Raw genomic sequence first — 26,973 nt, 5'->3', positions numbered from 1 at the left:
TAAATGGTAAAAATTCTATTGGTAGAAGACGAGCTTCTGGTCGGGCTCGATATCAAGGATACATTCGAGGATGCGGGGCATGAGGTGGATGGCCCTTATCCGACTGTCGCCGAAGCCTTGAGAGTTGCCCAAGCCAACCCGCCGGAGCTTGGCTTTCTGGATGTGCGTCTGGCAGATGGCGTGGTCGATCCACTGGCTAAATGGCTGTCAGACCATGCCATTCCGCTGGTCTTTCATTCTGGCCATGCAGGGGCTTATAACTATGGCAGCGATTACCCCCATGCCGCGTTTTGTGAAAAACCTTCAACACCAAATGAATTGCTGGCGATCGTGGAGCAACAGGCACGCGATAAATAGCGCGCGACAATAAGCGGCGCGCGGACCCTGCCCGCGCGCCCCGATCTCAAATCTTCGCAGGCTCGACCACGGTAAGATGACCCGCGTCCCAAAGCGCCGGACAAACCTCCGCCTCGGCATGGCCGTTGCGGATGCGGCGACAAGGGCCGACAGGAATATCCGTAGCCATCAACACCAGGTCGGTCATCATTGCCGCCGTCTGCGGTGCGAGCGTTGCGTGAATACCATCCAGCGAAGCGCCGACATCGCAGGGCGTGAACACGCTTGCCCCGCCAACTCCGGTATCGGTTGCGATCTGGCCGAACGGCACACCGACGGCCCCCAAAACGCAAACCACCGTCTGAAGCTCGATCGCGCGGGCACGGGCACAGCTGAAAACCCGATTATAGCCGGTAATCATATCGGTCTTTGCCGGAATGATCACCAAATCAAGGTCGAGCATCCCTAACCGCGACCAAAGGCTGGTGAACTCGCTGTCCAGACAAATGATCATTGCAATCCGCAGGCCGTTCCATTCGATCACATTGATCGTTTCACCGTGGACCGTGATGCCCCCCGCGCCGTGCTCTTCAAGCGGGGTCAGGCTCAGCTTATCCTGCGCATGCCGCGACCCATCTGGCGTCAGCAACCACGCACGGTTGAGATAGGTCATCACCCCGTCACGTTCACCTGCGGCAAAGGGGATCGTCCCCGGCAGGATCGATACGCCGTATTGCGCTGACATGCCCGCAATCGCGTCAAGGGCGATTTGGCCACATTCGTAGAGCCAACCCATCGTGTTCGCGGTGGGCAAATCGGCAGGGGCAAAGCTTAACCACTGCGCACAGGCAAACTCGGGCAACACCAACATCTGCGCCCCACGCTGCGCTGTTTGCGCAACCCGCGCCTCTAATCCTGCCAGCCATGTGTTGAGGTCCGGCACCACCGGCTCAAGATTGGCAGCCCATAGATCAATCGATACATATTCCATTATTTTTCCAGCCCAGATGCGGTTCAGTTCCACTATCTAAAGCGCGGGAGCCATCTGAACAGGGTAAGGGCACCAATCTCTCGCCCGTGCCCCGCCTCAGCGCGTCACTTGAACGCCGCTTCCAGCCGCTCGATGCTCTTTGCGGTGATGCCAACGGCGGGGGGAATCTCCACGTTTTCCCAGCTTCGCTTGGCAACCGTTTCCAAAGTAAACGCAGCAGCACTTTTGATGTCAGCAAGCTCTTCCCACGACACAGGCACGGCGACGGGCGCATTTTGGCGTGCGCGGAGGGAAAATGGTGCAATCGCCGTTGCGCCGCGTTCGTTGCGTAGCCAATCAATGAAGATGCGCCCCTTGCGTTTGGCCTTGGACATCTGGGTCGTATAGCGATCAGGTGCCCTGCTGGCGACAAGCTGGGAGAAAACATGGGCATAGAGCTTGACCGTATCCCAGCCTGAAACGCGGCGCAGCGGCACCACGACATGCACCCCTTTCCCGCCTGACAACAACGGCCATGATGGCAGCCCGAGGCCTTGCAATGTATCGCGAATGTCTACTGCCGCCTCTTTCACCGCGTCAAACCCCAGCCCCTCGTCGGGGTCGAGATCAAAAACCATACGGTCAGGCCGCTCCAGCCGGTCCCGCCTACTGCCCCAGATATGAAATTCGATTGTGCCCATTTGGGCTGCTGCGACCAAGCCAGCGGCATCTGCTACAAACATATAGGGCTCGGCCTTGCCATCGCTTTGGGTGATGTCGATCACCTTCAAGCCTTCGGGAAAGCCTTTGCCCGCATGTTTCTGAAAGAACTGCTGTCCCTTCAAACCTTCCGGCAGCCGCAGCAATGACAGCGGCCGGTCTGCGGCGGCGTGCAGAATGCGCTCAGCGGTACGTTCGTAATATTGCGCGACTTGCAGTTTGGTATAGGCGGCGCCGGGGAACACCAGCCGTTCGGGCGAGGAAATGCCAATCCCCGCAACCAACGGGCGGTCCTCAGGCACCACATCGTTATCAAGCGTCACAGCGCGGGCGGGTTTGTCGGCGCGCAGCCCGTGAAATACCGCATGACGCAACCGCCCTTCCGAGGTGCGCTCGGCGTAGGAGATCTCGGCCACAAGGCGCGGGGTGATCCAAGTGATCCCGCGAGCCTCTGCCGGAGTGATGTCCACAGGCGCTGTTTTGCAGACCAACGGGCGCATTGCAGCCGCCAAATCCGCCATCTGATCGTCGTTAAAGCCGGTGCCGACTTTACCCAGATAGGACCACCCTTTGCCCTCGCGCACGCCCAAAGCAAGCGATGCAAAGGGACGCCCGCGTTTGTCGCTTTCCTGCCAGCCAAGGATCACAAATTCGTCCCTGCGTTGGCACTTAATTTTGCGCCAAGACGTGCTGCGTTTACTTTGATAGGCCGCATCCAAGCGTTTAGCGATGATGCCCTCGCCGCCTGACGCGCAAATCGTGTCGAAGGTTTCGGCAGCATCCTGCACAATGACGGGGGAAAGCTGTGCAGGCCCGAGCAGCGGCAGCGGCTTCCATATTTTTTCAAGCAGGGCGCGGCGATCGGTCAGCGGCCTGCTGGTCACATCGGACCCGTCGCACGACAGCAGATCGAATCCATAAAACCGGAAAGGCCCGCCTGCCTTAATCGCCTGCTGCAGACCAGAAAAGCCGGTGACACCGGCCCCCGCGACGATCTCACCGTCGATCAGGGCGTTCTCACAGTCGAGTTCATCGAAGGCGGGCAAGAGGCTGTCAAATTGCTCCGTCCAGTCTTTGCCGTTGCGAGTAAACACACGCGCCCCCCCCGCTCCCAGAGCGACTTGCGCGCGGTAGCCGTCAAACTTCACCTCATGCCACCACCCCTCCCCCTCGACCATCTCGTCCGAAAGGGTCGCGAGCTGTGGTTTGGCAAAACTCGGCCGCTTCCCTGAGTGGAGCACAACCGAGGCTTTCTCTCCTGATATTTCAACTTTTGTGCGGTTAGACAAAACCGACCGGCGATAATGCGTGACAGGATCACGGGCACCAGCGGCGTCATCATCGGCTTTGGTCATCAACCAGTTCTCGCGCTTTCCCTCGGACTTCATCCGCACCAGATGCCAATCCCCTGCCAGTCGCGCGCCATGCAGCCGCATGTGCAGATGCCCTTTCGCAAGCCCTTTTTCGACCGGAATGAGCGGCTCCCAATGGCCGATATCCCACAACATTACGATGCCCGCCCCGTAGTTACCCTTGGGTATCGTGCCCTCGAAAGTGAGGTAGGAAAGCGGATGGTCCTCTGTGCGCACAGCAAGGCGTTTCTCGCCTGTATCATAGGACGGCCCGCGCGTGACGGCCCAAGAAAGTAGTACCCCGTCCCATTCCAGCCGCAGGTCGAAATGCAGGCGGGTTGCTGCGTGCTTTTGCATCGAATAGCGCAGCGCCAGATGGCCCGCGCCAGTACTATCCGACGGCTCCGGTGTGCGGTCGAAATCCCGCATCTCGTTATAGCGGTCGAGGCAGCCCATCAGGCCGACTTTTTAGTGCCTGCGGCGCGAGGCTTGGCCTTTTTAGCGCTCGCCTTTTTCGCACCGTCTTTCTTTAGGCTTTCTTTCAGAGCAGACATCAGATCGACCACATTCTCGGCCGAGGGCGCATCGTCGTCCCCTGCCCGCGCCCGCGGGGTCTTCTTGGATTTGCGTTTCTGGTCGATCAGGTCCCGCAGGGCTGCATCGTAGTGATCCGTAAACGCGGCAGCGTCGAATTTGCCAGTCTTGCGATCAATCAGCTGCGTCGCGACCTCCAACAGATCCGCATCCGCAGGATCATCCTCGATCTGCGAAAAGAGCGGATCAGCCTCCTTAATCTCATCTGCATAATGCAGCGTTTCGAGCAAGATACCGTCGCCACAGGGACGCAAGGCACACAGATGCTCCCTGCCCCGCATGGTCAGCTGCCCCAGACCGACCTTATTGGCCTGCCGCAGCGCATCGCGCACAACGCGGTAGGCATCCTCGGCCAGATCATCGGTCGGCACGACGTAATAGGGTCGGTCATAATAGAGGGGGGGGATTTCCGTGAGACCGACAAACTGCACCAGTTCCAGCGTCTTTTTGGTCTCAAGCTTGATCGCGTCGACCTCGTCCTTTTCCAAAAGTAGATACTCGTCATTCTCGAGTTCATAACCCTTCAGAATATCCTCGGCCTTCACCGGACCGATCCCCGGCACGGATTTCTCATAGCGCACCCGCTTGCCGGAAGGACCATGGATTTGGCGGAAACTGACCCGAGCCCCCGTCTTGGTGGCCGAGTGGATTTCTACAGGAATCGAAACAAGGGAAAGCCGTATCTGACCGGTCCAGACCGCGCGGGATGCCATAACATATCTCCTTAATAATGTAGGACAACGCGCGGCACCTGCTTTGGTTCAAGCGTCATAATGAACCGCCGTCTGACCGCTCCGTCTGTCCCTGCACGGACCAACAAATTGCCTCAAAAAGTTGACAAAACCATTAGTTGTCTTACTGTGGACTTTCGCAACTTTTAGCTGAGAAGGTCAATCGACCGAGCGGAAGTTGGCACAATATCACAAAATGGAGTGTATCGAGTGGGCGCATATCTGGTCACGTTCAACGCGAACCGTAAGCAGGATTCCGATAACCTTGATGCCATAATGGAGAGTCTGGAAGCCGTTGCGATCGGCGAATGTTTGTGGGGGATCGAGCTGGCCACAGATGTTGACGATGTCTGTGGCTGGCTACAAACCCAACTGGGTATTGAAGATGAGGTGGTTGTGATTAAGCTGCGGCCCCGTTTGGAGCAAAGTACCCAAAATATCTCGGCCCGTGCTACGCGCTGGTTGGACCGTGTCTTGAATATTAAGGGCAACGCGGCAAAGTTGGAGCTGGTGCCTTAGGCATGACCGGGATTGCCGTGCATTGATGGGCTCCCTGCCCCTCCCAAGCCAGTAAACTATGGCTTCCCCATTCATTTCTGTGGACGGCCCCCGTGATACGGCAATTAATTTTCTAAATGGTGCTGTCAGACAAATGCGAACCAGTCTCTGTTCTCCAGCGATCTCAATATTTTAGGCTGCGCAGAGGCCGCGCCACTCGGCAAGAGCGGCGGCGCGGTTCAGCTTGAAATTTGATCGGCTGTAGAGGTGGCGCTCCGCATTAAAATGGTTGTGAACTGAGGCATGGACGGCGACGAATTTTTGCAAGGTTCGCATCCGCCTAAAGCGAAGCATGGCCCGCTCTCTTCGTCTAAATGGCTGGTGTGAATTCTCGGCTCGATTGTTGAGCCAGCGGCCAGTTTCTTGTTTGTCCACATTGCCGATGACCTTCAGCGCCGCGCCATAGGAACGCAGCATGTCGGTGACGAAAATATGTGGGCGGCCATGGCGTTTGATTGTTTTTCTTAGGAATTTCAAAGCTGCCTTGCGATCACGGCGCTTTGTGACAAAGCTTTCCAAGACTTCCCCTTCGTGATCCACGGCCCGCCAGAGGTAGTGCGTCTCGCCGTTGATCTTCACAAACACCTCGTCCAAGTGCCATTGCCAATTTGAATATGCGCGCATCTGGCTGACTCTTTTCTTGCGGACCTCAGCAGCAAACAGCGGGCCAAACCTGTTCCACCAAAAACGAACCGTCTCGTGGCTGATATCGATGCCGCGTTCGTGCAAAATATCTTCAACATTGCGAAGCGAAAGCGGAAACCGAACATACATCATAACCGCCAGTCGGATGATCTCGGGGCTCGTCTTGAAATATCGGAAGGGGCTGTGCTTTGTCATCCCGCGACGCTAAATGCTCGCCCTACCCGCCTCAACAAGTTTTCTTCTGACAGAGCCATTCTGCATGCTCATCTCCGCATACATCTTCTTGAGGCGGCGGTTCTGCTCGGCCATGTCCTTCATCTCTACGATGAGCGACGCGTCCATACCGCCAAATTTGGCCCGCCATTTGTAAAAGCTGGCACTGCTCATCCCATGCTCCCGGCAAAGCTCAGAGACCGGCACACCGCCCTCCGCCTGCTTCAACACAGCCATGATCTGCGCATCGCTAAATCGTCCGTTCTTCATCGTAAATCTCCTCAGATATCTTGCCGAGAAAATTCTACTTTTGAACACCACTAATTTTAGGGGGGATTACCGAAGACGCTGCGTTGATGCGCCAGATCTTCAAACTGTTCCTGGAAGGCGACGGCTTGCGGGGGCCCATGGGCATTAAAGCAATCGTAAATTGGCTAAACGAGCGTGGTTACCGAACCCGTAGTGGGAAAAAATGGGGTATAGGAACGTTGCATCGAATGCTACGGGACCCAGTATATTCGGGCACCTTTATATTCCACAGCTCCCAAAACGGCGGTGCTGATATCTCTGTTCCGGCTCCGGAGATACTACACAAAGCTGAGTTTGAAGCCGTCCAGCAACTTTTGACGAAGCGAAACCCCCAGAGAACACCGCCCCGAGTCGTCACTGGCCCCGTCTTACTCACAGGCTTGGCGAAATGCCCACATTGCACAAGCGCGATGACCATGCGCACCGGTAAAGGCGGATCGTACAAATACTATGCGTGCTCAAACAGAATGAGAACAGGTCCGACAAGCTGTGTTGGTCGAAGCGTTCCGATGTATGACTTTGATGCGCTAATAATGCAGGAAGCAACGAAGGCGTTTGTTTCCGTGGGAGCGATCAAGAACATTCTTGCGCCATTGGCCGCGCAGAGCCAGCAGTCCTGGCAGGATATCGAAGCAATCCTTAATGAACGTGAATCAGAAGTGCTTGTCGCTAAGCGAGTAATCGATAATTTATACCAACTGGTTCAAAACGGCTTGGTGGATATAGTCGATCCCGACTTTAAAAAGCGGTTCTCAGATGCTAAGGTGAATTTCGATCAGTCTTGTAGGCAACGTGATCAAGTTGCGGCCGAATTACTACCTAAGGACAAGGTCGACCATACAAAAATCTCAGATTATGTAAGTTTGCTCTCCGAAGCTTTCCAAGGCAACGCCATACATATGAAAAAGGGTCACCTACGTGCGCTCGTAGATGAAATTATAGTAGGCGAAGAAACAATAACCATCTCCGGTCGTCGGTCTAATTTCGAGAATGCTATCAAGAACGGGCGTGTAGCACTTTCTTCGGTGCCCACTTTTGTTCGTGTATGGCGGTCGGAAGGGGATTCGAACTAGAGCGCCCCCTTTTCCTTACAGAATGTAGAAACTGACCTAAAGCTCAAAGCCCCAACCTCACCTTTCCCCTTGCATTTCAACATGTTCGGAGCATTGCTTGTCTACCGCTCGCGCCGGGCGGTGGCAGAGAGTTATTTGACCGCTGCCGACATTTCAGGGAGCCTTTTATATGCGCACTAGCCAGACCCATCCTTTACAGATCGCCACAGTACAGCCCGCAACGGGCAGCGGGCGGATCGGCATTACCTTCTGTCCTGGAAAAGTCCAGCCCGGTGCGATGTCAGGCAGTTGGAACCGTGACCTCGGGATTGATCTTGATGCCATCGCCGATTGGGGCGCCGTTGCGGTTGTTACATTGGTGGAAGATCACGAGCTGGTCACGCTCAAGGTGCCTGCGATGGGCAACGAAGTCCGTGCGCGTCATATGGACTGGTTTCACCTTCCGATCCCGGATGTCTCTGTGCCCGACGCCACGTTCGAGCAGCAATGGGATGTTGTCGCTCCCGACCTAATGCACCGGCTCCGCTCCGGATTCGACGTTCTGGTCCATTGCAAAGGCGGGCTGGGCCGCGCGGGCACGGCGGCGGCGCGGTTAGTGATCGGCATGGGCGTGGCACCGGAGGAAGCCGTCAAAGCCGTGCGCGCGGTCCGTCCCGGCGCCATCGAGACCAGCGCCCAACTTGCCCATGTAATGGCGCAACGTGTAGTGCCTGAAACCACCCCCGACACCTCGGCGGTTGCAATCCGGGACCGCGCAGTGGGCGCGCTTCTCGGCCTCGCGGTTGGCGATGCGGTGGGCACCACGCTCGAGTTTAAGGCCCGCGACACCTACGCTGCCCTCACGGACATGGTGGGTGGCGGTCCCTTCGGCTTGAAGCCGGGTCATTGGACTGACGACACAGCAATGGCCTTGGCACTGGCTGACAGCCTGCAGCAGGATCCGGCCCTCGACGCGCGCGACCTGATAAATCGCTTTGTCGACTGGCACGCACAGGGCACCTATTCCTGCACCGGACGCTGTTTCGACATTGGCATCACCACACGTCAGGCACTGGCGCGGTGGCAGACGACGGGCGATCCGTTTGCAGGCTCAACCGATCCGATGAGTGCTGGCAATGGCAGCCTGATGCGGCTCGCTCCGGTCGCCATCCGGCATTTCAACAACCGGCCGATGCTGCGCGATGTCGCCGCACGACAAAGCCTCACCACCCATGCGGCCCTGGAAGCAGTGGAGGCCTGCGTGGCCTATGCCGAGGTACTGGCAGACGCGATAGCGGGCGCGCGGCCATCAGACGCCCTGCGCGCTCATCACGAAGGCTACGCGGGCAAGATCGACAGCATTCTGCATGGCTCTTGGCGCGGCAAGTCGCGCAAGGACATCCGCGCCTCCGGCTATGTCGCACATTCACTTGAAGCCTCGCTGTGGTCCGTCGGGCGTACCGGCACCTATCACGCCGCAGTGCTGCTCGCGGCCAACCTTGGCGAAGACGCGGATACCACCGGGGCCATCACTGGCCAACTGGCCGGTGCACTTTACGGTGTGAAAGGAATTCCAGAGGAGTGGCGTAAAAGGCTCGCTTGGGGCGACCGGCTGTCAGAGGCGGCGGACGCCCTGGTTACACAAGCCGTACGCTGCTGAGCAATCAAAACGCGCGCTGCCGCTTTAAGACAGTGCGTTTTCGACCTCATCCAGTCTGGCCTGCACTTCAGAACGCAGTTTTTTGAACGCTTTGCGACCCGACGCCGATTTTTCGGCAGCGATCATTTCGGCGAGCTGCGCAAGATAGGCCCGCAGAACTTCAGCGTGAGCTCGCAGCGTTGCGAATTGCTTCCTTTCTTCCTCAGTATAGAGGCCACGCACTGACACGGTGCCTGTTTCGGGATTGATCAAGATATCATCGGGATGTGGAACCAGTTCCGGTTCGTTTTCAAGACCGAGCCGCGCACGCCGCGCGAGCTCCAGTTCCCCACTCGCTTTGGCTTCCATCATGCTCTTGATAAATTCAGCCTCAAGAGCTTGATCCGCGGAACTGATCTGAGCCATTTGCCGGAGGATCAGCTCCTGTGCTCGTGCTCTACCCCTGATCGCATCAGCAAACGTGCGGCGCACTGTCGCTTGCATCATGGTCAGGCTACCCTCTTGTTGCCCTGGAACCTGCCGTCCTGCCTCGCGCAAGAAGTCATCGCGGAACCCCCACCCTTGCAGATCAACTGGCTTGTTCTTTGATCCGCGCGGGCGGCCGTTCGGATTGCCCGATCTGCCTTTCGCAAACTGCGTATGCGAGGGAGGTTTACCATAGCCAACCTTGTAGCTTTTGGCCCGTTTGTCGCTCGGATCGTCTTTACCATGGTCCATCATACTTCACTCCGCGGCCAACCGCAGACGACCTGTTCCGCCTGGTCCCCGGTATAGGCCTCCCAACGCGCGAGAATGGTATCGCAATAGCTCGGGTCCAATTCGGCGAGGTAGGCGCGACGGCCAGTCTTGCTGGCAGCGATGAGGGTGGAGCCGGAGCCGCCAAACAGATCCAGTACGATATCGCCGCGCGCCGAGACATCCCGGATTGCATCCATGATCATCTGTACAGGTTTCACCGTGGGATGCAGTGTCAGCTCATCCATGCGACTGGTCTTACGGGTGTTGACGCCGCGATACTGCCAGACGTTTGTGCGGTAGCGACCATGCTGGCCCAACTCGAAGGTGTTCACATGCGGCGTTGTGCCGTGTTTGAAGGCAAAGATCAGTTCGTGCCGCGAGCGGTAGAACGTCCCCATGCCGCCGTTATCTTTCACCCAGACGATCAGGTTCTTCAGGCTATGATATACCTCGGCGCCCGCCGCCAACATCTCCGACATGTGCCGCCAATCCATGCAGATGAAGTGGATTGACCCATCATGACTGTAGTCGCGCAAATTGCGCATTGCAGAGGTGAGAAAGGTAACGAACTCTTCTTCGGACATTTCCCCGGCCGCCATCGCGAACTCCCGGTGCTTGGTCTTGCCAGAATTGCCTACGTGACCTTCAATGGGCACGTTGTACGGGGGATCCGTGAACACCATCCGCGCCTTGGCGCCCTCCATCAGCAAGCGCACCACCTCCCCCTTCAAAGTATTGCCGCAGATCAGGCGGTGATTGCCCATCTGCCAGACGTCCCCCGCTTTGACCCGCTGCGGGATTTTTGTGGGGATTACGTCATCTTCGGGATCGCCTGGCTCTTCCGGCACCAGCCCCTCGACCATGCGGTCGATGTCGGCGGAGGAAAATCCGATCACGCCAATATCGAAGTTCAGGTCTTCCATGGTCAGCAGATCAGCCAATTCGCTGGCCAGCAGATCCTCGTCCCACCCGGCATTCAAGGCGAGCTTGTTGTCAGCAAGGATATAGGCCCGCGTCTGAGCTTCCGTCAGGTTGGCGATCTGAAGGCAGGGCACGGTTTCCATGCCGAGCAGAAGGGCTGCCCGGACCCTGCCATGGCCAGCCAAGATCATGTTCTTTGCATTGACCAGGATAGGATTGGTAAAGCCAAACTCTTCAATGCTGTCAGCGATCTGTTTGATCTGCGCTTTCGAATGGGTTCGCGCGTTGCGCTTGTAAGGCTGCAGGTCGTGGGGAGGATGATGTTCAATCTTTTCTTGCATGGGGCACCCCTCATGTTGGCCCTGGCCCGCGCATCTGCGTGCTGCCAGGAGCAGTTAACGTTAAATGATTTGAGAACCGGGCTTGAGTGGGTGCGGACCAAAAGCAGATTTCGGGCCGGGAAGAGGCGCTACCGGTAGATGTTTTGAGTGTCCGCTCAGACAGCGATAAGAGGTTATCGCCACTTGCTTTTAACAAGAACATATTAGCAACCGAGGGGGCTTCGAACAACCAGAATTGAGCGCTTTTGGGCCGCAATCGAGGTCGACTTCAAGCATGGTTCAGGGCAAAGTATCACCAGCCTGATATTCTCAGGCTCGGGTCGGTACGAGGGTCTCCAGATGGTGGCCCGTCAACACCGGAGCCCAACCTTGACTCACAATGAAGTCGAATCACTTCCGCCAATTTCGAACGTCCGATCCCTCCCACGTGAGGCGCTCCTAGCGCTCTGGATCGAGCTTCATGGCACCCCGCCACCCGCTCGTTTGAGCCAGACATTTCTGCGCAGGTTCATCGCGTTTGATCTGCAGGCTTGTACCAAAGGTCCCCTGCCACAATCTGCCAAATCCCAACTCGCCAAACTTGCGGCTGGGAAGACCAGCGCCGCCAAGCCGGTCCTCAAGTCTCGCGGGCGCTATCTGCGCGAGTGGAACGGCGTGACCCATGTTGTGGACGTCACGGACCAAGGCCATCTCTACAAGGGAGAGACCTATCAGTCGCTCTCGGCGGTCGCCCGCGCCATCACCGGGGCGCATTGGTCCGGGCCTCGATTTTTTGGTGCCCCGCGGGGCACCTCGGAAACCCATAGTCCAGTCCGCCGGAGGGCAAAATGAGCGCGCTCCCGCACATCCGCTGCGCGGTCTATACCCGCAAATCCTCCGACGACGGCCTAAATCAGGAGTTCAATTCCCTAGACGCGCAGTTTGAGGCCTGCGCTGCCTATATTGCAAGCCAGCGCCACGAAGGCTGGCGCCTCTTACCTGCACGTTATGACGACGGAGGCCTATCGGGCGGCACCTTGGAGCGCCCGGCGCTGCAACGATTGATGGCAGACATCGATGCCGGACAGATCGGCATGATCGTGGTCTACAAAATAGACCGACTGACCCGCTCGCTGGCAGATTTTGCCAAGCTCGTCGAGCGGCTCGACGCCGCAGGCTGCTCTTTTGTCTCAGTAACCCAGGCCTTCAACACCTCCTCTTCGATGGGGCGGCTGACACTGAACGTACTTCTCTCATTTGCGCAATTCGAACGTGAAGTCACCGCCGAGCGTATCCGCGACAAGATCGCTGCTTCCAAAAAGAAGGGGCTTTGGATGGGAGGTACCGTGCCCCTCGGCTATGACCCGCACCCCGATCCCCTAGTGAGGGAGCTTGTTGTTAACGAAGCCGAAGCGCCCACCGTCCGAACGGTGTTTCAACTCTACACGGAACTGAAGTCCTTGCGGGGTGTCGAGGATCGCGCAAAAGCGCTTGGGCTTATCTCCAAACCGCGTACTGCGCCAAACGGCGAGACCACTGGAGGCCAGCCGCTGTCGCGCGGCCAACTCCATTATCTACTCAGCAACCCGATCTACCGCGGTCAGATCCGGCACAAAAACAAAATCTATGCGGGGTTACACCCCGCAATCATCGATGCACCGCTTTGGGACAGCGTGCAGTCAAGCCTGCAAGAGGCAAGCCAACGCCCCCGCGGTCGCAGGTCATCAACTGACAGTTCCGCGTCCTGCCCCGCTGCAACGTCTGCCGCCGCACTGATTGGCATGGTGCGTGACGAGACTGGGGATCGCCTAACCCCGTCCCACACGCTTCGACGCGGTCGCAGGTTTTGCTACTATGTTTCGAACCGATTAATCTCCGGCGGGATAGACACAACCGGCTGGCGTCTGCCCGCTGCTGGGTTCGAACACGCGGTGCTTACGATCTTGATCCGCCATCTGAAGACAGCCGCAAAATCCCAAACTGTGCTGACGACACCTGAGGCATCGACCGCTGCTCTGCTCTCGAACCGCATCACAGCGCTGATTGAACACCTGAAGGCCAAGGGCGCACTCGCTTTGCCGAAAATATTGCTCTCGGTTATTGTTTGCCCAAAGGCGGTACACCTGACCCTGTCTTCGGACAGCCTCACGGATTGGTTGAGCATTGCCCCCGGCGACTACGCCGAAGAGTTTCTCTCTTTCACCGCCCCGCTGACCATTCGCCGTCGAGGCGTGGAGACGCGGATTGCGACTGGTGAGGTGATACCTGCCCCCGATGCCACGCTCCTGCGCGTCCTCGCCCAAGCCCACGTCTGGACGGAGCGGCTCAGAACCGGAACACCACTGGCCGAAGTTGCAGCCCAAGCGGGCCATTCGACGTCCTACATTCGAACCCGTGCCCCGCTTGCTTTTCTCTCGCCCACGATCCAAAAACACATCCTGGCCGGCACCCATCCCATCGACTTGAGCTTAGCGCGTCTGATCCGCAGCAAGATCCCCCTCTGCTGGCGTGAGCAAGAGCGCACCTTCGGCTTCTCGGAAGCTTGAAACACAGATCCCTGTTCTACAGCACCTAAATCCCAGATAAGCGCCCTTTGTTTCCCTGATCGGGTATTTGAAATTCCCTGTTATGAATAGCAGGGAATTCTACGCTAAGGTCTTATGAACGCGGGCCTATCTCCCCTCTGAAAGCCGATCGCTCGTCCAAAACGAAAGGTATTCCCTGTAAATGGAAAGCGCGCGCCGCAAATCTAGCCCTTCACCGCGAAGCGAACCGAGGCAGCGGGGCTACAGAGACTGGCTGGGAATACAGGCGCGAAAGCGCGGCAACGTTGCGTCTCTGCTTCGCAAATCGCAACGCAAGCGACTGTAATTACCCATCAATTACAGCTCGAATGCGAAGCACATAGGAGAGACTAGGGTGGGTGGCGGAGGCTCAGGGATTCGAACCCTGGGGACGCTCTCACGCCCGTCGGTTTTCAAGACCGGTGCAATCGACCACTCTGCCAAACCTCCGCAATGATGCTCTCCTAATGCGCTAGTTTTGATTCGGCAAACCCACAATTGACTTGCACTTCACCGCATGTTCGGCTTGGGGAATATTGCCGATTGGCGAACGCCAGCCTTTTCAGGGTACACCTTGCAGGTTAGAGTGCGCCAAAGACCCTCTCAAAGGGGGCTCGGACGTGCCAGCGATCTGGCCAGAAATACGGGCCCCGACGGGTCGGCAGGCAAGGACGACAAATGATAAGCAGGCTCTCCCACCGCATGCGCGCCCCGCACCGGCGCTTTTCCTTATTGGCAGGCACAGTGCTTGCCGTCGGATTGCTGACCGGCTGCGACGACACCGGATTGGGGTTTTCGATGCCCAAGGGCAAGGCCAGCACGGCTGGTGCCACGCAATCGACCAAATTGGTTGAGCGCGATGTCGAGGCGCCCGATGTCTTCTCGGTCACCGATCAGGGTTTGTGGGATGGCCGTCCGTCGCTTGGTGGCGTCTGGGTTGCACATCCTGATGTGACCGACCCCGAGCGGGTGATCATCCGCAACGAGGCCAACGGCAAATTCGTGATCGGTGCGTTGTTCCGCCGTGAACGCGATCTGCCCGGACCAAAACTGCAAATCTCCTCTGATGCCGCCGCGGCATTAAGCATTCTCGCGGGAGCCCCCGCGCCGCTGAATGTCACCGCCCTGCGCCGCGAAGAATCCGAAACGCCTGTAGCTGAAGAAGCTCCTGTGCCCGAGATTGAAGCCGACGGCGCGCTACCTGCACCCGCCGGTGTGACTGAAACCGCGCTGGCTCCGGCAGCGGGCGGCGAAATCGCCGCCACTGCCCTGCCCGCTTCCGTGGCGGCGCCTGCTGCGCCGAAACCACCAGCCACTGCCCCACGGCCTTCTGCCTCCAAGCTTGGCAAACCGTTTGTCCAGCTGGGGATTTTCAGCGTCGAGGCTAATGCCAACCGGACAGCCAAGCAGATGACTGGTGCGGGCATGGTGCCCACTGTCAAACGGTCGGAGATCAATGGCAAGCCATTCTGGCGCGTTGTGGTGGGGCCTGCATCCTCCCAATCCGAACTTGATACATTGATCAAGAAAATCAAAGCGGAAGGCTTCTCTGACGCCTATGCCGTCAATAACTAAATCTAGCAAAAGGAACATGCTGCCGATGATCCGACATCTCGCTGCCAGCTTCGCGCTGCTCCTTCTGGCCCTGCCCGTTCAGGCCTTCGAAACCCGCGCAACTGCGGCTTTTGTGATTGACCAAACTACCGGCACTGTGTTGCTAAACAAAAATGCCGACGAGCCGCTGCCGCCCGCCTCGATGTCCAAGCTCATGACGCTCTACATGGCGTTTGAGGCGGTCGAACGCGGTAAGCAGAACGGCGGTCTTGATCTGGTCGAGGAGCTGCCGGTCTCGCAGCATGCGATGTCTTACGGCGGCTCCACGATGTTTCTGGACACCACCGACCGCGTCAAGGTCGAAGACCTGCTGCGCGGCATTATCGTGCTGTCGGGCAATGACGCCTGCGCGGTAATCGCCGAGGCGCTGAGCCCCGATGGCACCGAATACGGTTTCGCCCGTTTGATGACCCAACGTGCGCAGCAGATGGGCATGACCAATTCGACCTTCGCCAATTCTAACGGTTGGCCACAGGCAGGACATCTGATGTCAGTGCGTGATCTGGGACTGTTGGCCAACCGGATCATCACCGATTTCCCGCAGTTCTATCCGCTCTTTGCCGAGCGCGAGTTCATGTTTGATGGCCGCGCGCCGCAGAACAAAACCAACCGCAACCCGCTGCTCGGCCTTGGCATCGGCGCGGACGGGTTAAAAACCGGCCACACGACAGAGGCTGGTTACGGGTTGGTCGGCTCGGCCAAGCAGGGCGACCGCCGGGTGATTTTCGTGCTGTCCGGACTGGATAGCGCCGCTACCCGCGCACAGGAATCCGAAGCCATCGTCAATTGGGCATTCCGCCAGTTCACCCAGCGTTCGCTGGGCGACGCGGGTGCACGTATTGCCGAAGCCCCCGTCTCGCTCGGAACCGCGCAGACTGTCGGGCTTGAGTTGAAAGAAGACCTCTCGGTGCTCGCCCCTGTGGCTGCTGGCGGTCAGGCTGTTCAGGCCGAAGTGATCTATAAAGGTCCGTTTCAGGCGCCCGTTACCAAAGGCGACCAGTTGGGCGAACTGGTTCTGACCCGCGAAGGATTGCCAGAAATGCGTGTGCCGCTGGTCGCGTCAAATTCCGTTGCGCCGGGTGGGTTCATGGTCAAGGTCACCGCTGCTGCGATGCATCTGCTCCAGCGTTTGAACGCAGGACCACAGGAAGCCTCGTGACATCTAAGACAGCGGGCACAGGCCTCTTTATCAGTTTCGAGGGCATCGACGGCTCGGGTAAATCTACCCAAGCGCGTTTGCTGGCGGATCATCTACGCGGTTTAGGCCGTGACGTGGTGCTGACCCGCGAACCCGGCGGTTCCGCAGGTGCCGAAGAAATTCGCGCCTTGGTGTTGCAGGGCGATCCCGACCGCTGGTCTGCCGAAACCGAAATCCTTTTGTTCACCGCCGCCCGCCGCGACCATCTGGAGCGTACCATCCGACCGGCTCTGGCCGCTGGCAAAGTGGTCATCTGCGACCGTTTCGCGGATTCCACACGAATGTATCAGGGTCTCAGCCGTGGCGATTTGCGTGCCGTCGTTGACGACCTGCACCGCCTGATGATCGGGGTTGAGCCCGACCTGACCATCCTTATTGACATGGACCCCAGCCGGGGATTGTCCCGCGCTTTGGCCCGGAACGGCACCGAAGAGCGGTTCGAGGATTTTGGAGAAGATCTACAAGCCGCGATGCGGGCCGGATTTCTGGCTCTGGCGGAGGAATTCCCCGAACGTTTTGTGGTGATTGATGGCGATCAGGAGATCGAGTGCGTCGCGGCCGAATTGCATCGCGTTGTTTTGCCCCGCTTGAAACTTGGCAACTCGCAGCCTGATAAAACATAAATCGTGCTGGCTTGTCGCGCCAAACCCCTTACCTCCGCCCCCATCCGTGCTAAACGGCTTGCATGACAGATGAAGCCCCCCAACCCGACCGTTTGGAAGGTGCCCAGCACCCGCGCGATACAGCGCATTTGATCGGTCAATCGCAGGCCGAAGCGGCCTTCGTCGATGCGTTCAATTCTGGCAAACAGCACCATGCCTGGATGCTCTGCGGCCCGCGCGGCGTTGGCAAGGCAACGCTGGCATGGCGCATTGCGCGGTTCTTGCTGGCAACACCGGATGCAGAAGCAGGCGGCATGTTTGACAGCCCCGCCCCGGACAGCCTCAACATTTCTGCGGATCACCCCGTTGCGCGGCGTATCGCCGCGGGCGGTGAGGGCAGCCTTAAAGTCGTCACCCGCACTGTCGATCCAAAAACAAAACGTCTGCGCAAACAGATCGTGGTGGATGACATCCGCGCGCTCAACGGCTTTTTTCAGATGTCCTCCGCCGATGGTGGCAGGCGCGTGGTCATCATTGATGATGCCGATGAAATGAACGTGAACGCCGCCAATGCGCTTTTGAAAATGCTCGAAGAGCCGCCCGCCCGCGCCACGCTCTTGCTGCTGAGCCATCAGCCTTCAGGCCTGTTGCCCACCATCCGCTCCCGCTGCCGGACCCTGCGGCTTGGCACACTTGGCCCTGACCAGATGGCGCAAGCGCTTGCGGCCTCCGGTGTCGAGATCAAAGGCAATACCGCCGCCTTGGCCGAGCTTTCCGGCGGCTCGGTCGGCGGTGCGCTGCGTCTGTCACTGATGGGTGGGCTGGAGCTTTACGCCGAACTGGTAGCGCTCGCCGGCACCCTGCCCCGTATGGACCGCGCCCGCGCAATCAAGCTGGCCGAAGCTGCCGCTCAACGCGGTGCTGAGACCAAGCTCAACCTGTTGTTCTCGCTCGTCGATCTTTTGCTGGTCCGCATCGCACGCACCGGTGCCACCGGCGCGCCCCCCGCGATTGAGGCCGCCCCGCATGAGGCCGAAATTCTGCGCCGCCTGTCACCCGATGCCGCGCAAGCCCGCCGCTGGGCCGAAACAGCGCAAGAGATTTCATCGCGGGCACAACATGGGCTTGCAGTGAACCTTGACCCTGCCGCACTGGTCCTAGATACCCTGCTAAAGATGGGCGAATGCGCGCCCCGCTGAACAAACCGGAATAAGAATGACCGACAGCCAGCCGCAAATACCCCAGATCACCGACAGCCACTGCCACCTCGATTTCCCTGATTTTGACGGCGAGCTTGATGATATCCTCGCCCGCGCCGCCGCAGCAGGCGTTACCCGCATGGTCACGATATGCACCAAAATGGCCAATCTGCCACGCGTGCAGGCCATCGCCGAAGCCAATGCGCCGGTGTTTTTCGCAGCAGGTATCCACCCGATGTCCGTCGCCGAAAGCCCGCTCATCGGGATTGACGAGCTGATCGAGATCACCAAACATCCCAAGATGGTCGGCATCGGCGAAACCGGCCTCGATTATCATTACACCGCCGAGAGCGCCGAGGTGCAGAAAACGTCGCTGCACACCCATATCGACGCTGCCCGCCAGACCGGCCTGCCCCTGATCATCCACGCCCGCGACGCCGACGAAGATATGGCCCGCATTCTGACCGAAGAACATCGCAAAGGCGCCTATTCTTGCGTGATGCATTGCTTCTCCTCCTCGCCCGAGCTTGCCAAAGCTGCGCTGGATCTGGGTTTTTATCTCAGCATGTCCGGCATCACCGCTTTCCCTAAATCCCAAGGCTTGCGCGACATCTTTGCTGCCGCACCGCTTGACCGGATCTTGGTCGAAACCGACGCCCCCTACCTCGCGCCCCCACCGCGCCGTGGTAAACGCAACGAACCCGCCTATTCCGCCCACACCGCACGCCGCGCCGCTGAAACCTTCGAGATGGACTACGCTGATTTCGCAGCCCAGACGCAGGCCAACTTTGAGCGGCTGTTTGCCAAGGCAGCAGCATGGAAAGCGCCAAGCTGATGGCTGAAATGCGCCTCACCATCCTCGGCTGTGGATCCTCCGGTGGCGTGCCGCGCCTCGGCGGCCACTGGGGTGCCTGTGACCCCAACAACCCGCGCAACGCCCGCCGCCGCTGCTCGTTACTGGTTGAGCGGGTCAGCGAAAATGGTAGGACGACCGTACTTATTGACACCTCGCCAGACATGCGCAGCCAGCTCTTGGATGCAAATGTCGGCCAGCTTGACGCGGTACTCTATACCCATGCGCATGCCGATCACGTCCACGGGATAGATGATCTGCGCATGATCGTCATCAACATGCGGGCGCGCTTGCCTGTCTGGGCTGACACCCCGACAAGCGCCGCGCTGATTGAGCGTTTCGGCTATGCGTTCGAGACACCCGAAGGGTCGATGTACCCGCCCATCCTGAACCTGCACGCCATACAGGGCGACGTGCATATTGAAGGCGCTGGCGGCACGCTCACCTTCACGCCGTTCACGGTCGATCACGGCAGTATCAGCGCGCTCGGCTTTCGCATCGGCGGCGTGGCCTACCTCCCCGACGTCTCCACCATTCCCGACGCAGCCCTGAAGCATCTTGAAAACCTAGACTGCTGGATCGTCGACGCCCTGCGCCGCACACCGCATCCAACCCACAGCCACCTTGAGCGCACCTTGGGGTGGATAGACACCCTAGCGCCGAAAACCGCCGTGCTGACCAACATGCACAATGATCTCGACTACGCCGCTGTCGCCGCCGAAACCCCCGACCACATCCAGCCGGCCTATGACGGAATGGTCCTGAGCTTCCCGCTCCCCTGAGCTTCATTTGGCCCAGTAATCTCCACGGGGGTCCGGGGGGTGTGAAACCCCCGCTCCTGCCGTAAGCCCCCCCACGCAAAGGCCCATTTCCGTGCAAACCCTGCTAGACGTCATCCTGCCGGTTTTTCTGGTCATCGGCTTTGGATATGTGGCGGTCTGGCGCGGTCTCTTCCCGCTCTCCGGTATCGACGGGGTGATGAAATTCACCCAGAACTTCGCGATCCCCTGCCTGCTGTTCCAGGCCATTGCACATATCGACCTTTCCGCCTCGTTTGACCCCCGCCTGCTGCTCAGCTTTTACGCAGGAGCCGCAATCTGCTTTGCGGGCGGTATCCTCGGCGCGCGGTATTTCTTCAAACGCGACTGGGAAGACAGCGTCGCCATCGGCTTTTGCTGCCTCTTTTCCAACTCCGTACTGCTTGGCCTGCCCATCACCGAGCGCGCCTATGGCCCCGCCGCGCTCGCTGGCAACTATGCGATTTTGTCATTCCATGCGCCGTTCTGCTACGGGCTTGGGATCACCACGATGGAGTTTGTGCGCAATCGGGGCCAGTCCACTGTCACGCTGGTAAAGAACGTCACCCGCGCAATGTTCAACAACGCTTTGGTAATCGGCATCCTTGCCGGTTTCGCCGTCAACCTTTCCGGCCTGCCGATCCCCGGTGCGTTTGAGGATGCACTGTCGCTGGTTGTGCGGGCCGCCCTGCCCGCCGCGCTTTTTGCGCTTGGCGGCGTGCTGTTCCAATATCGCCCCGAAGGCGACATGAAGGCCATCGCCATGGTCTGCGCTTTTGCGCTGATGGTGCACCCCGCGCTGGTCTGGACCTTTGGCACAGCGCTGGAACTACCGCGCGACGCCTTCCGCTCCGGTGTGTTGACCGCCGCCATGGCACCGGGGTTCAATGCCTATATTTTCGCCAATATGTATGGCCGCGCGCGCCGCGTCGCAGCGAGTTCTGTGCTGATTGCCACAGGCAGCTCACTGTTCTCGGTCTGGCTGTGGTTGACGCTGATCCCGTAATGCGGCGCTAGCGCCCCATCAGGCTTGGCAGCCACGTGCCCAAGGCGGGCATCCACACGATTAATGCCAAGACGAACAGCTTGATCAATAAGAATGGCATCACCGCGCTGTAAATCTGCCGCATCCCGATCTCCGGCGGAGCCACACCGCGCATGACAAACAACAGCAACCCAAAAGGCGGCGTCAGCAACCCGATTTCCATCGTCAGCAGGTAGACCACGCCGAGGACCAGATCATTGATTTGCATCGCATCAGCCAGCGGCACAAACACCGGCACCGTCACCATCAGCATCGAAACCTGATCGATAAAGCACCCCAAGAACAGCAGGATCGCGATCATCCCCAGCAGCACCATCAGTGGTGTTGGCTCGATCGTGTTGATCGCGCTGATTAACCCGTTGGTCGCGCCGGAAAAGGACAGCACCTGCGCAAAGGTCTGGCTGGCGGCGATTATGAACAGGATCATCACAGCCAGTTTAAGCGTCTCCATCAGCGCCGCAGCCAGCTTGGCCCAGCTTAGCGCGCGGTAGCCAGCGCCGATCAAAATCGCAGCCACACAGCCCAGTGCTGCGCTTTCCGTCGGGGTCGCGATTCCCATCAAAAGCGAGCCGATGACGACGGCAAAGAGCAGCGACAGTGGCAGCACATAAATAACGAAAGGTGTCCAGCGTTCGCGCCGCGTCATATCGGGCAGCACTTCGGTTGGCGCGACTGACGGGTCAAGAATGCTGCGCCCGACGACATAGACAACAAAGAGAACCGCCAGCAGCAAGGCGGGCACCACGCCTGCAATCAATAGTCCCGAAATAGAAATTCCCGCCAGCGAGCCCACCAGCACCGCTAGCGCCGAAGGCGGGATCAACATCGCAATTGCTCCAGACGCCATGATCGGCCCCATCGCCATCGACGGATGATAGCCACGCTTGAGCATGCCCGGCAGCAGGGTTGATCCCAGCATCGCGGTATTGGCAATGGTCGAGCCGGAGAGCGCGGCAAAGATCGTGCCGCCAAAGATCGTGACGACCGACATCCGCCCCGGTATCTTGGTTACTACCCGCTCGATCGCATCAATCGCGCGGTGTGCGACACCGGTCTGGAACAGGATTTCTCCCATCAGAATAAACAGCGGTATCGGCGCCAGTTGGAAGTTCGCGACAGAGTTGCTGGCATTGCGGGCAAGCTGCAAAATTCCGCGCTCGCCGCCCAGCACCACATAGGCACCCACCGTGGTCACGGCGATGAAGGCAAAAGCCACCGGCAGCCCGATCAGCAACAAGACTGCCAACCCGCCCAGCATGAGCGTCAGAGTCAGTACCCAATCCATCGTTACAATCCGCTCAATTTGAGGTCATCGACCGGCGGCTGCACCAATCGGCGCAAAAACACGATCACACAGAGCGCCATCGACAAGGGCACAAACGACAGCATCCACCATTCCGGTATGACAAAGGAGGTCCGGATCATCGAGCCGCGCCCCATCGAGGCCAGCACTGCCTGAAGGCCATACCACCCCAAGACCCCCGCCGAGGCGGCGCCAATAATCGAGACCAGATGTCCCAGTATCTGCCGAATGTTCGGAGGTGCCGCGGCGGTGATCAGGTCGACCTTTACGTGGCCGTTATTCGACAACACCCAAGGTGCCCCGAGAAAAGTAGCCACCATTAGGGCATATTGGATCGCGTCCAGTGCCCCGTAAATTCCCGGCAAGCCAAAGTTGCGAGTGATGACGTTGATAGTGATCAATACCGTGATCGCCGCCAGGATACCGGCAGCGATCACGGCTAATAGCCAGAGCAAGCTGTCAAATGTTCGTGTCAGCATGAAATCCTGCCCTGTCTTTCAAGTTAATGCCAGTCTCACTTCACCAGACAGGCGCGGAACTCAGCCGCCAGCGGGGCGTCGATGCTTTCCACATGGGCCCAACCGGCATCGCGCGCGGTGCTCAGCCATTTCTCGGCATCCGCATCGCTCAAGGTGATCGTCTCAATGCCCGCGTCGGCCTGCTTGGCATATTCCTCGACATTCCGATCAGCATTAAGTGCGTTGGTTTCCTCGACCCAGGTCGCGCCTTCCTCAAGCTTTGCGCGCTGCTCATCGCTCAGCCCGTTCCACACATCAAGGTTCACAAGGAAGTTGACGTCCACATTGTAAAAGCTTGGATCGACACGGTATTTCGTTTGCTCGTCCCAGCCCAGATCAAGGATGCCCTGACTTGGCCAGCCGTATCCGTCAATTGCCCCACGCTCCAGCGCGCTGTAAACTTCGCCCGGCGCAGTGCGCACAAGGTTCGCGCCAAGCGCCGAAAACATCGCCTGATAAACCGGCGTCGTGCGGATGGTCAGCCCCGACAGGTCTGGCCCGTCGATGGGTTTGGTCAGATAGAGATGAAAGCCGATTCCGTCCCCCGCATGGGCGAGGTATTTCACGTTCATCTGTTCCTGATGCACGCGGTCGAGCACCTCATAACAGCCATTCTCACGCTGTTCCTGAACAGTATTCTCTGCCAGATGGATCACATCGCCCGTTGGCACCAGATTGGGATAGAACGCCGATGTCACATTGGCCATATCAACCACACCAGACTGCACCGCATTGCCGACTTCAAACGGTGGCACAGCTTCGGGCCCGCCGATCACGTCAATCTGGACGATACCTTTGCCGTTTTCATTGACCCAGTTGGTAAAAGCCTCGAATTCGCGGGTGAAAGTGGTGCCAAGGTTAAAGGCACTCACGGCGCGCAGGGTGACTTCCTCTGCGATGGCCGCGTTGCTGCCAATCGTCGCGATGGTCGCAGCTATAATAGTCGATTTAATGTACATTTCGTTCCTCCCCAGGAAAACCAGCCCGCGCCTTAAGCGCCAGATCAAGTTTATATGTATATGCATGCAACGCTAGGGCCGTTGACAATCAACGTCAACAGCTTGTGCAGGTTGGTGCAAGATAATGCTAAGACGAGGGGGCGAGTTAAATTAAACAGCACCTAATAATTCCCACTTAAAAAAAGGACTTACGTCAGATACCTGAATTAAAAGTTGAACTTCCCACTCTTCCCGCGGGATATCCCTGACCAGATTTGCAATGATATTGGAAATTCACCAAAGGCGGCCCAGTATCGGGCTGCAGTGCGATGTTGCACCAAGATGACAGCGCCCGGCGCGTCAAAGTTGGTACGGGTGAGAGGAACAGTGTAGCAGTAGCAACATGTAGCATAAGCGAAATGTGCCTATATTTTGTTTCACCAGAAACATTCGACTGTAGCAGGGTGTTGCAACTTGTATCATTCCAGCGCGCCTCAAATGGGGGGCTGGATGGGGGGCCGATGGGGGGCGCATGGCAATTCAAAACAAGCTGACGGCGGTGGCAATCAAGGCTGCTAAGGCGGGCGAGAAGATGCAAGACGGCGGCGGGCTGATCTTCGAGCGCACAGCCAACGGCGGCAAGTGGACGTTCAGATACTCGCTCAATGGGAGGCGATGGGCCTCGGCGCGATGCCGGACGTGTCACTGGCAGACGCGCGAAGGTCGCGGGCGCAGTGGGCCGCTGTCCTGCTCAATGGGCTGGACCCGATAACTGGGCGCCAGAAGATAAAGGACGCCGAAGCTGATGCTGCGAGCCAGCACGATCCGACCTACGCAGAAATGGCAGAGGTGACTTTTGAGGCGCGAAAGGCGCGGCTGCGCAACGATGGAGCGCGCCTGCGGTGGTTCTCGCCCATCCTGCTGCATGTGATACCCAAAATCGGTCATATCCGCGTCTCAGCGCTCCACCAGCGCGATATTCACAACGCCCTTGCTCCGATATGGCGAACTAAGCATGAAACGGCTGATAAGGCGCTCTACCGCACCAAGATGGTCATAACCCACGCGCGGCTTATCGGCCACGACGTCGACCCCTTCATCTGTGACGCCGCCCGGCATATGCTCGGCTACCATGATCACATCGAAACCCCGATTGCCGCGACGGCTTGGGAGGACGTGCCGCGTCTCTATGAGGTTCTGTCACGCAAGCCTTACCCCTCGCACCTTGCGCTGCGCTGGACGATCCTGACCGCAACAAGGGGCCATTCCACGCGGGGCGCGATGTTCAGCGAGATTGACGGCGATGTGTGGACGGTCCCTGCGGAGCGAATGAAAGGCCTCAAGGGTCGTGTCCAGCCGTTCAGGGTGCCTCTTTCCGATGCTGCGATGGACGTGTTGGCAGAGTGCAAAGCCAACGCCCGTGGCGATTACCTGTTTCCAAGCCCACGGGTCAAATACGTGTCGGTTCAGGCGTTGACGAAGGTTCTGAATAACATGGGGGAAGCGGGACGGCCGCACGGGTTCAGGACGTCATTCAGGACTTGGGTGCAGGACACAAACGCGGCAACTTATGATGTGACTGAAACATCGCTGGCCCACATCATCGGCAATAAGGTCGAGCGCAGCTACGCTCGATCTGATCTTCTCGACCAGCGCCGGATACTGATGCAGAAATGGGCCGGATACGTCACCAATGCCAGCGGCAATGTCGTGAAGCTGCGCGGTTAATTGCTTAGGCGATTCCAGCGACTGCTCTCAGTCGCTTAAAATCGTGAAATAGCTTCGAAACGTCAGTTCGAAACCGAAATAGAAGCCCTCGCACCAACCGTTTCCGTTTGTGGCCGCTAGGCGTTTGGCACATGGCCCGCAAAAGCTTTGGCGCAGTAATAGCGTAGCGGTGCAAAACCCTAAGACACAATGAAAGCGATAATACTCTCAGAAAGTAACTGGCCGCAACTCAGGTGTTACATGTTGCAACAATGACCATAACAGCGATAATAGCTATATGGATGCATAACAAACTAGTTTTATGAAAGAGCTTTGATGCGCGTTAAGATTGCAGAATTGAGAAAAAAGTGGGGTGTTAGTCAGAGTGACCTTGCTGAACTTATCGGAGTATCCCGGCCTTACCTCGCACAAATAGAAAATGGGACGAGGAGCTTGTCAGTAGTTAGACAAAGCGCCATCGCCAAGGCGTTGGAGATCGACCCATCAGATCTAATTGACTTCGACGCGCCCGACCAGGACGACGAAAAATATCTCATTCAGTCGTTCAGAAGATTGAAGCCGGAACAGAGAAAAGAATGGCTAGACTTAGCACGCGTGGCCACAGGCATCGCTCAGGATAAAAATGATTAGGTGAACCCTTTGGGAACACCTCGACCTGCCATCTCTAGATTTCCAAGGAGATGACGTGGTGAAAAGCAATGCAGTCTCTACGGAGAGTATCTGGATATTTCTGCCTTCAACGGTATGGCTAAGGATTGCTTAGAATGCCTCCTAGGTGTTTGAAGCGTTTGGATTTCCATTGGATTCCAGCCTTGCTCGATAAACAGTGATGCAGCTGCGTGCCGAAGCGCATGAATGCCAAACTTTGATTGACCTTGGTCATCCACAATGCCGTTGTCTACCAACATCGGCTTGAAAACACGATTATATATATTTGAGTAATTCTGCACCTTGCCAACTGAATTTGGAAAGACCAAGCCGATTGAGCTGTCCGGTGCTTGATCTTTCCATGCTACCGAAATCTTGGACACTGTTGGTGCCATAGGGATGCTCCGCACCCCTGCCCTGCTCTTCGGTGCACCAATTTCGCAGTATTCGTCCGCGCGTTGATCGACACGGATGACTTTGCTCTGAAAATCTACGTTATCCCACGTGAGCCCACGCAGCTCGGAAATGCGCATGCCGGTGAAGATGGCTTTGATGATGTAACCGCCCTCCGGCGGCATCGATGTGCCAAGGTGGGTCTGCAATGATCCACAAAAAGGAGAGCGGTCATGTCGGATATTATCACGGTCGGACTCGATTTGGCGAAGAATGTATTCCAAGTGCATGGAGCTGACGGCGCAGGCCACGCGGTTTTGCGCAAGAAGTTACGGCGGACGCAGGTTCTGGCGTTTTTCAGCCAACTTCCGCGATGCTTGGTTGCTATGGAAGCGTGCGGCGGCGCGCATTTCTGGGGCCGTGAGATTGGCAAGTTGGGCCACGAAGTGCGTCT

At 58.0% G+C, this 26,973-nt stretch carries 25 protein-coding genes, 1 tRNA gene and 2 pseudogenes; 16 read left to right on the top strand and 12 right to left on the bottom strand.

Translation table 11 applies throughout. The features are described 5' to 3' along the window. Positions 1-3 precede the first annotated feature (3 nt). Positions 4-357, top strand: a complete 354-nt coding sequence (locus BM174_RS17800) for a response regulator (RefSeq protein WP_093925198.1) — start codon at positions 4-6, stop codon at positions 355-357. 46 nt (positions 358-403) lie between these two features. Here the strand turns inward: BM174_RS17800 and BM174_RS17795 are convergent, their stop codons facing one another. The 3 genes from BM174_RS17795 to ku form a co-directional block, all read right to left on the bottom strand. After that, on the bottom strand, positions 404-1,327 hold the full coding sequence (locus tag BM174_RS17795) for a nitrilase-related carbon-nitrogen hydrolase (RefSeq protein WP_093925197.1): 924 nt from the start codon (positions 1,325-1,327) through the stop codon (positions 404-406). A gap of 104 nt (positions 1,328-1,431) precedes the next feature. Further along, positions 1,432-3,834 (bottom strand): DNA ligase D, encoded by a 2,403-nt coding sequence (gene ligD / locus BM174_RS17790; protein WP_093925196.1) that lies wholly within the window; start codon positions 3,832-3,834, stop codon positions 1,432-1,434. Continuing rightward, positions 3,834-4,685: a non-homologous end joining protein Ku gene (gene ku / locus BM174_RS17785; protein WP_093925195.1), complete on the bottom strand. Its 852-nt coding sequence runs from the start codon at positions 4,683-4,685 to the stop codon at positions 3,834-3,836. The genes ligD and ku overlap by 1 nt, the downstream gene beginning before the upstream one ends. Positions 4,686-4,913: 228 nt before the next feature. On the opposite strand from ku, the gene BM174_RS17780 reads away from it, so the two are divergent. After that, entirely contained in the window at positions 4,914-5,222 is a 309-nt protein-coding gene (locus BM174_RS17780) for a hypothetical protein (RefSeq protein WP_093925194.1), read from the top strand. 171 nt (positions 5,223-5,393) lie between these two features. Here the strand turns inward: BM174_RS17780 and BM174_RS17775 are convergent, their stop codons facing one another. After that, positions 5,394-6,101 carry an IS6 family transposase gene (locus BM174_RS17775; protein WP_093925193.1) on the bottom strand — a complete coding sequence of 236 codons (708 nt, stop codon included), beginning with the start codon at positions 6,099-6,101 and terminating at the stop codon, positions 5,394-5,396. 63 nt (positions 6,102-6,164) lie between these two features. Beyond that, positions 6,165-6,389: pseudogene (locus BM174_RS17770) on the bottom strand (transposase); the annotation flags it as partial. 83 nt (positions 6,390-6,472) lie between these two features. Here BM174_RS17770 and BM174_RS21625 point away from each other — a divergent pair. Both BM174_RS21625 and BM174_RS17760 read left to right on the top strand, forming a co-directional pair. Continuing rightward, entirely contained in the window at positions 6,473-7,501 is a 1,029-nt protein-coding gene (locus tag BM174_RS21625) for a recombinase family protein (RefSeq protein WP_425442389.1), read from the top strand. Between the two features lie 169 nt (positions 7,502-7,670). After that, complete coding sequence (locus BM174_RS17760) at positions 7,671-9,140, top strand: ADP-ribosylglycohydrolase family protein (RefSeq protein ID WP_093925191.1); 1,470 nt, start codon at positions 7,671-7,673, stop codon at positions 9,138-9,140. 24 nt (positions 9,141-9,164) lie between these two features. On the opposite strand, the gene BM174_RS17755 is transcribed toward BM174_RS17760, so the two are convergent. Both BM174_RS17755 and BM174_RS17750 read right to left on the bottom strand, forming a co-directional pair. Beyond that, complete coding sequence (locus BM174_RS17755; protein ID WP_093925190.1) at positions 9,165-9,860, bottom strand: DUF5681 domain-containing protein; 696 nt, start codon at positions 9,858-9,860, stop codon at positions 9,165-9,167. Continuing rightward, complete coding sequence (locus BM174_RS17750) at positions 9,857-11,140, bottom strand: site-specific DNA-methyltransferase (RefSeq protein WP_093925189.1); 1,284 nt, start codon at positions 11,138-11,140, stop codon at positions 9,857-9,859. The genes BM174_RS17755 and BM174_RS17750 overlap by 4 nt, the downstream gene beginning before the upstream one ends. A gap of 369 nt (positions 11,141-11,509) precedes the next feature. On the opposite strand from BM174_RS17750, the gene BM174_RS17745 reads away from it, so the two are divergent. Further along, positions 11,510-11,971 carry a DUF2924 domain-containing protein gene (locus BM174_RS17745; protein ID WP_245766436.1) on the top strand — a complete coding sequence of 154 codons (462 nt, stop codon included), beginning with the start codon at positions 11,510-11,512 and terminating at the stop codon, positions 11,969-11,971. Beyond that, complete coding sequence (locus tag BM174_RS17740) at positions 11,968-13,665, top strand: recombinase family protein (RefSeq protein WP_093925187.1); 1,698 nt, start codon at positions 11,968-11,970, stop codon at positions 13,663-13,665. The genes BM174_RS17745 and BM174_RS17740 overlap by 4 nt, the downstream gene beginning before the upstream one ends. A gap of 378 nt (positions 13,666-14,043) precedes the next feature. Here BM174_RS17740 and BM174_RS17735 read toward each other — a convergent pair. Beyond that, a tRNA-Ser gene (locus BM174_RS17735) sits at positions 14,044-14,133 on the bottom strand. Between the two features lie 228 nt (positions 14,134-14,361). On the opposite strand from BM174_RS17735, the gene BM174_RS17730 reads away from it, so the two are divergent. From BM174_RS17730 to BM174_RS17700, 7 genes are all read left to right on the top strand, one after another. Continuing rightward, positions 14,362-15,258, top strand: coding sequence for an SPOR domain-containing protein (locus BM174_RS17730; RefSeq protein ID WP_425442388.1), 897 nt, complete (start codon positions 14,362-14,364; stop codon positions 15,256-15,258). A 25-nt stretch (positions 15,259-15,283) separates the two neighbouring features. After that, entirely contained in the window at positions 15,284-16,456 is a 1,173-nt protein-coding gene (locus BM174_RS17725; RefSeq protein WP_093925222.1) for a D-alanyl-D-alanine carboxypeptidase family protein, read from the top strand. Then, positions 16,453-17,118: a dTMP kinase gene (gene tmk / locus BM174_RS17720; RefSeq protein WP_093925185.1), complete on the top strand. Its 666-nt coding sequence runs from the start codon at positions 16,453-16,455 to the stop codon at positions 17,116-17,118. Before BM174_RS17725 ends, tmk begins: the two co-directional genes overlap by 4 nt. A gap of 62 nt (positions 17,119-17,180) precedes the next feature. After that, positions 17,181-18,296 (top strand): DNA polymerase III subunit delta', encoded by a 1,116-nt coding sequence (locus BM174_RS17715; protein WP_093925184.1) that lies wholly within the window; start codon positions 17,181-17,183, stop codon positions 18,294-18,296. A gap of 16 nt (positions 18,297-18,312) precedes the next feature. Then, positions 18,313-19,131, top strand: coding sequence for a TatD family hydrolase (locus BM174_RS17710; protein ID WP_093925183.1), 819 nt, complete (start codon positions 18,313-18,315; stop codon positions 19,129-19,131). After that, positions 19,131-19,931, top strand: a complete 801-nt coding sequence (locus tag BM174_RS17705) for an MBL fold metallo-hydrolase (protein ID WP_093925221.1) — start codon at positions 19,131-19,133, stop codon at positions 19,929-19,931. The genes BM174_RS17710 and BM174_RS17705 overlap by 1 nt, the downstream gene beginning before the upstream one ends. 91 nt (positions 19,932-20,022) lie before the next feature. After that, positions 20,023-20,952 carry an AEC family transporter gene (locus BM174_RS17700; RefSeq protein ID WP_093925182.1) on the top strand — a complete coding sequence of 310 codons (930 nt, stop codon included), beginning with the start codon at positions 20,023-20,025 and terminating at the stop codon, positions 20,950-20,952. A gap of 7 nt (positions 20,953-20,959) precedes the next feature. On the opposite strand, the gene BM174_RS17695 is transcribed toward BM174_RS17700, so the two are convergent. From BM174_RS17695 to dctP, 3 genes are read right to left on the bottom strand one after another with little or no spacing between them, the layout of a single operon-like run. Continuing rightward, complete coding sequence (locus BM174_RS17695; RefSeq protein ID WP_093925181.1) at positions 20,960-22,276, bottom strand: TRAP transporter large permease; 1,317 nt, start codon at positions 22,274-22,276, stop codon at positions 20,960-20,962. A 2-nt stretch (positions 22,277-22,278) separates the two neighbouring features. Then, positions 22,279-22,773: a TRAP transporter small permease gene (locus tag BM174_RS17690; RefSeq protein WP_093925180.1), complete on the bottom strand. Its 495-nt coding sequence runs from the start codon at positions 22,771-22,773 to the stop codon at positions 22,279-22,281. A gap of 35 nt (positions 22,774-22,808) precedes the next feature. After that, positions 22,809-23,771, bottom strand: a complete 963-nt coding sequence (dctP, locus tag BM174_RS17685) for a TRAP transporter substrate-binding protein DctP (protein ID WP_093925179.1) — start codon at positions 23,769-23,771, stop codon at positions 22,809-22,811. 621 nt (positions 23,772-24,392) lie between these two features. Here dctP and BM174_RS17680 point away from each other — a divergent pair. Together BM174_RS17680 and BM174_RS17675 are read left to right on the top strand one after the other, a co-directional pair. Further along, positions 24,393-25,478, top strand: coding sequence for a tyrosine-type recombinase/integrase (locus tag BM174_RS17680; protein ID WP_245766435.1), 1,086 nt, complete (start codon positions 24,393-24,395; stop codon positions 25,476-25,478). A gap of 315 nt (positions 25,479-25,793) precedes the next feature. Next, positions 25,794-26,108 (top strand): helix-turn-helix transcriptional regulator, encoded by a 315-nt coding sequence (locus BM174_RS17675; RefSeq protein ID WP_093925178.1) that lies wholly within the window; start codon positions 25,794-25,796, stop codon positions 26,106-26,108. A gap of 77 nt (positions 26,109-26,185) precedes the next feature. Here the strand turns inward: BM174_RS17675 and BM174_RS17670 are convergent, their stop codons facing one another. Continuing rightward, on the bottom strand, positions 26,186-26,728 hold the full coding sequence (locus BM174_RS17670; RefSeq protein ID WP_245766434.1) for a tyrosine-type recombinase/integrase: 543 nt from the start codon (positions 26,726-26,728) through the stop codon (positions 26,186-26,188). Positions 26,729-26,752: 24 nt separating this feature from the next. On the opposite strand from BM174_RS17670, the pseudogene BM174_RS17665 reads away from it, so the two are divergent. After that, positions 26,753-26,973 (top strand): annotated as a pseudogene (locus tag BM174_RS17665) (IS110 family transposase); the annotation flags it as partial.

Origin of the sequence: Sulfitobacter brevis, from assembly GCF_900112755.1 — a bacterium.
Lineage (GTDB): Bacteria > Pseudomonadota > Alphaproteobacteria > Rhodobacterales > Rhodobacteraceae > Sulfitobacter > Sulfitobacter brevis.
The sequence above is the reverse complement of the archived record's forward strand: the minus strand, read 5'-3'. Positions and strand labels throughout refer to the sequence as shown.

Excerpts from the sequence above, each read along its gene's own strand:
- BM174_RS17800 (WP_093925198.1), top strand. The coding sequence starts at position 4 with ATGGTAAAAATTCTATTGGTAGAAGACGAGCTTCTGGTCGGGCTCGAT.
- BM174_RS17690 (WP_093925180.1), bottom strand. The coding sequence starts at position 22,773 with ATGCTGACACGAACATTTGACAGCTTGCTCTGGCTATTAGCCGTGATC.
- BM174_RS17775 (WP_093925193.1), bottom strand. The coding sequence starts at position 6,101 with ATGACAAAGCACAGCCCCTTCCGATATTTCAAGACGAGCCCCGAGATC.
- ligD (WP_093925196.1), bottom strand. The coding sequence starts at position 3,834 with ATGGGCTGCCTCGACCGCTATAACGAGATGCGGGATTTCGACCGCACA.
- ku (WP_093925195.1), bottom strand. The coding sequence starts at position 4,685 with ATGGCATCCCGCGCGGTCTGGACCGGTCAGATACGGCTTTCCCTTGTT.
- BM174_RS17705 (WP_093925221.1), top strand. The coding sequence starts at position 19,131 with ATGGCTGAAATGCGCCTCACCATCCTCGGCTGTGGATCCTCCGGTGGC.
- BM174_RS17710 (WP_093925183.1), top strand. The coding sequence starts at position 18,313 with ATGACCGACAGCCAGCCGCAAATACCCCAGATCACCGACAGCCACTGC.
- BM174_RS17760 (WP_093925191.1), top strand. The coding sequence starts at position 7,671 with ATGCGCACTAGCCAGACCCATCCTTTACAGATCGCCACAGTACAGCCC.
- BM174_RS17755 (WP_093925190.1), bottom strand. The coding sequence starts at position 9,860 with ATGATGGACCATGGTAAAGACGATCCGAGCGACAAACGGGCCAAAAGC.
- BM174_RS17675 (WP_093925178.1), top strand. The coding sequence starts at position 25,794 with ATGCGCGTTAAGATTGCAGAATTGAGAAAAAAGTGGGGTGTTAGTCAG.
- BM174_RS17725 (WP_093925222.1), top strand. The coding sequence starts at position 15,284 with ATGATCCGACATCTCGCTGCCAGCTTCGCGCTGCTCCTTCTGGCCCTG.
- BM174_RS17740 (WP_093925187.1), top strand. The coding sequence starts at position 11,968 with ATGAGCGCGCTCCCGCACATCCGCTGCGCGGTCTATACCCGCAAATCC.
- BM174_RS17750 (WP_093925189.1), bottom strand. The coding sequence starts at position 11,140 with ATGCAAGAAAAGATTGAACATCATCCTCCCCACGACCTGCAGCCTTAC.
- BM174_RS17730 (WP_425442388.1), top strand. The coding sequence starts at position 14,362 with ATGATAAGCAGGCTCTCCCACCGCATGCGCGCCCCGCACCGGCGCTTT.
- BM174_RS17795 (WP_093925197.1), bottom strand. The coding sequence starts at position 1,327 with ATGGAATATGTATCGATTGATCTATGGGCTGCCAATCTTGAGCCGGTG.
- BM174_RS17695 (WP_093925181.1), bottom strand. The coding sequence starts at position 22,276 with ATGGATTGGGTACTGACTCTGACGCTCATGCTGGGCGGGTTGGCAGTC.
- dctP (WP_093925179.1), bottom strand. The coding sequence starts at position 23,771 with ATGTACATTAAATCGACTATTATAGCTGCGACCATCGCGACGATTGGC.
- BM174_RS17715 (WP_093925184.1), top strand. The coding sequence starts at position 17,181 with ATGACAGATGAAGCCCCCCAACCCGACCGTTTGGAAGGTGCCCAGCAC.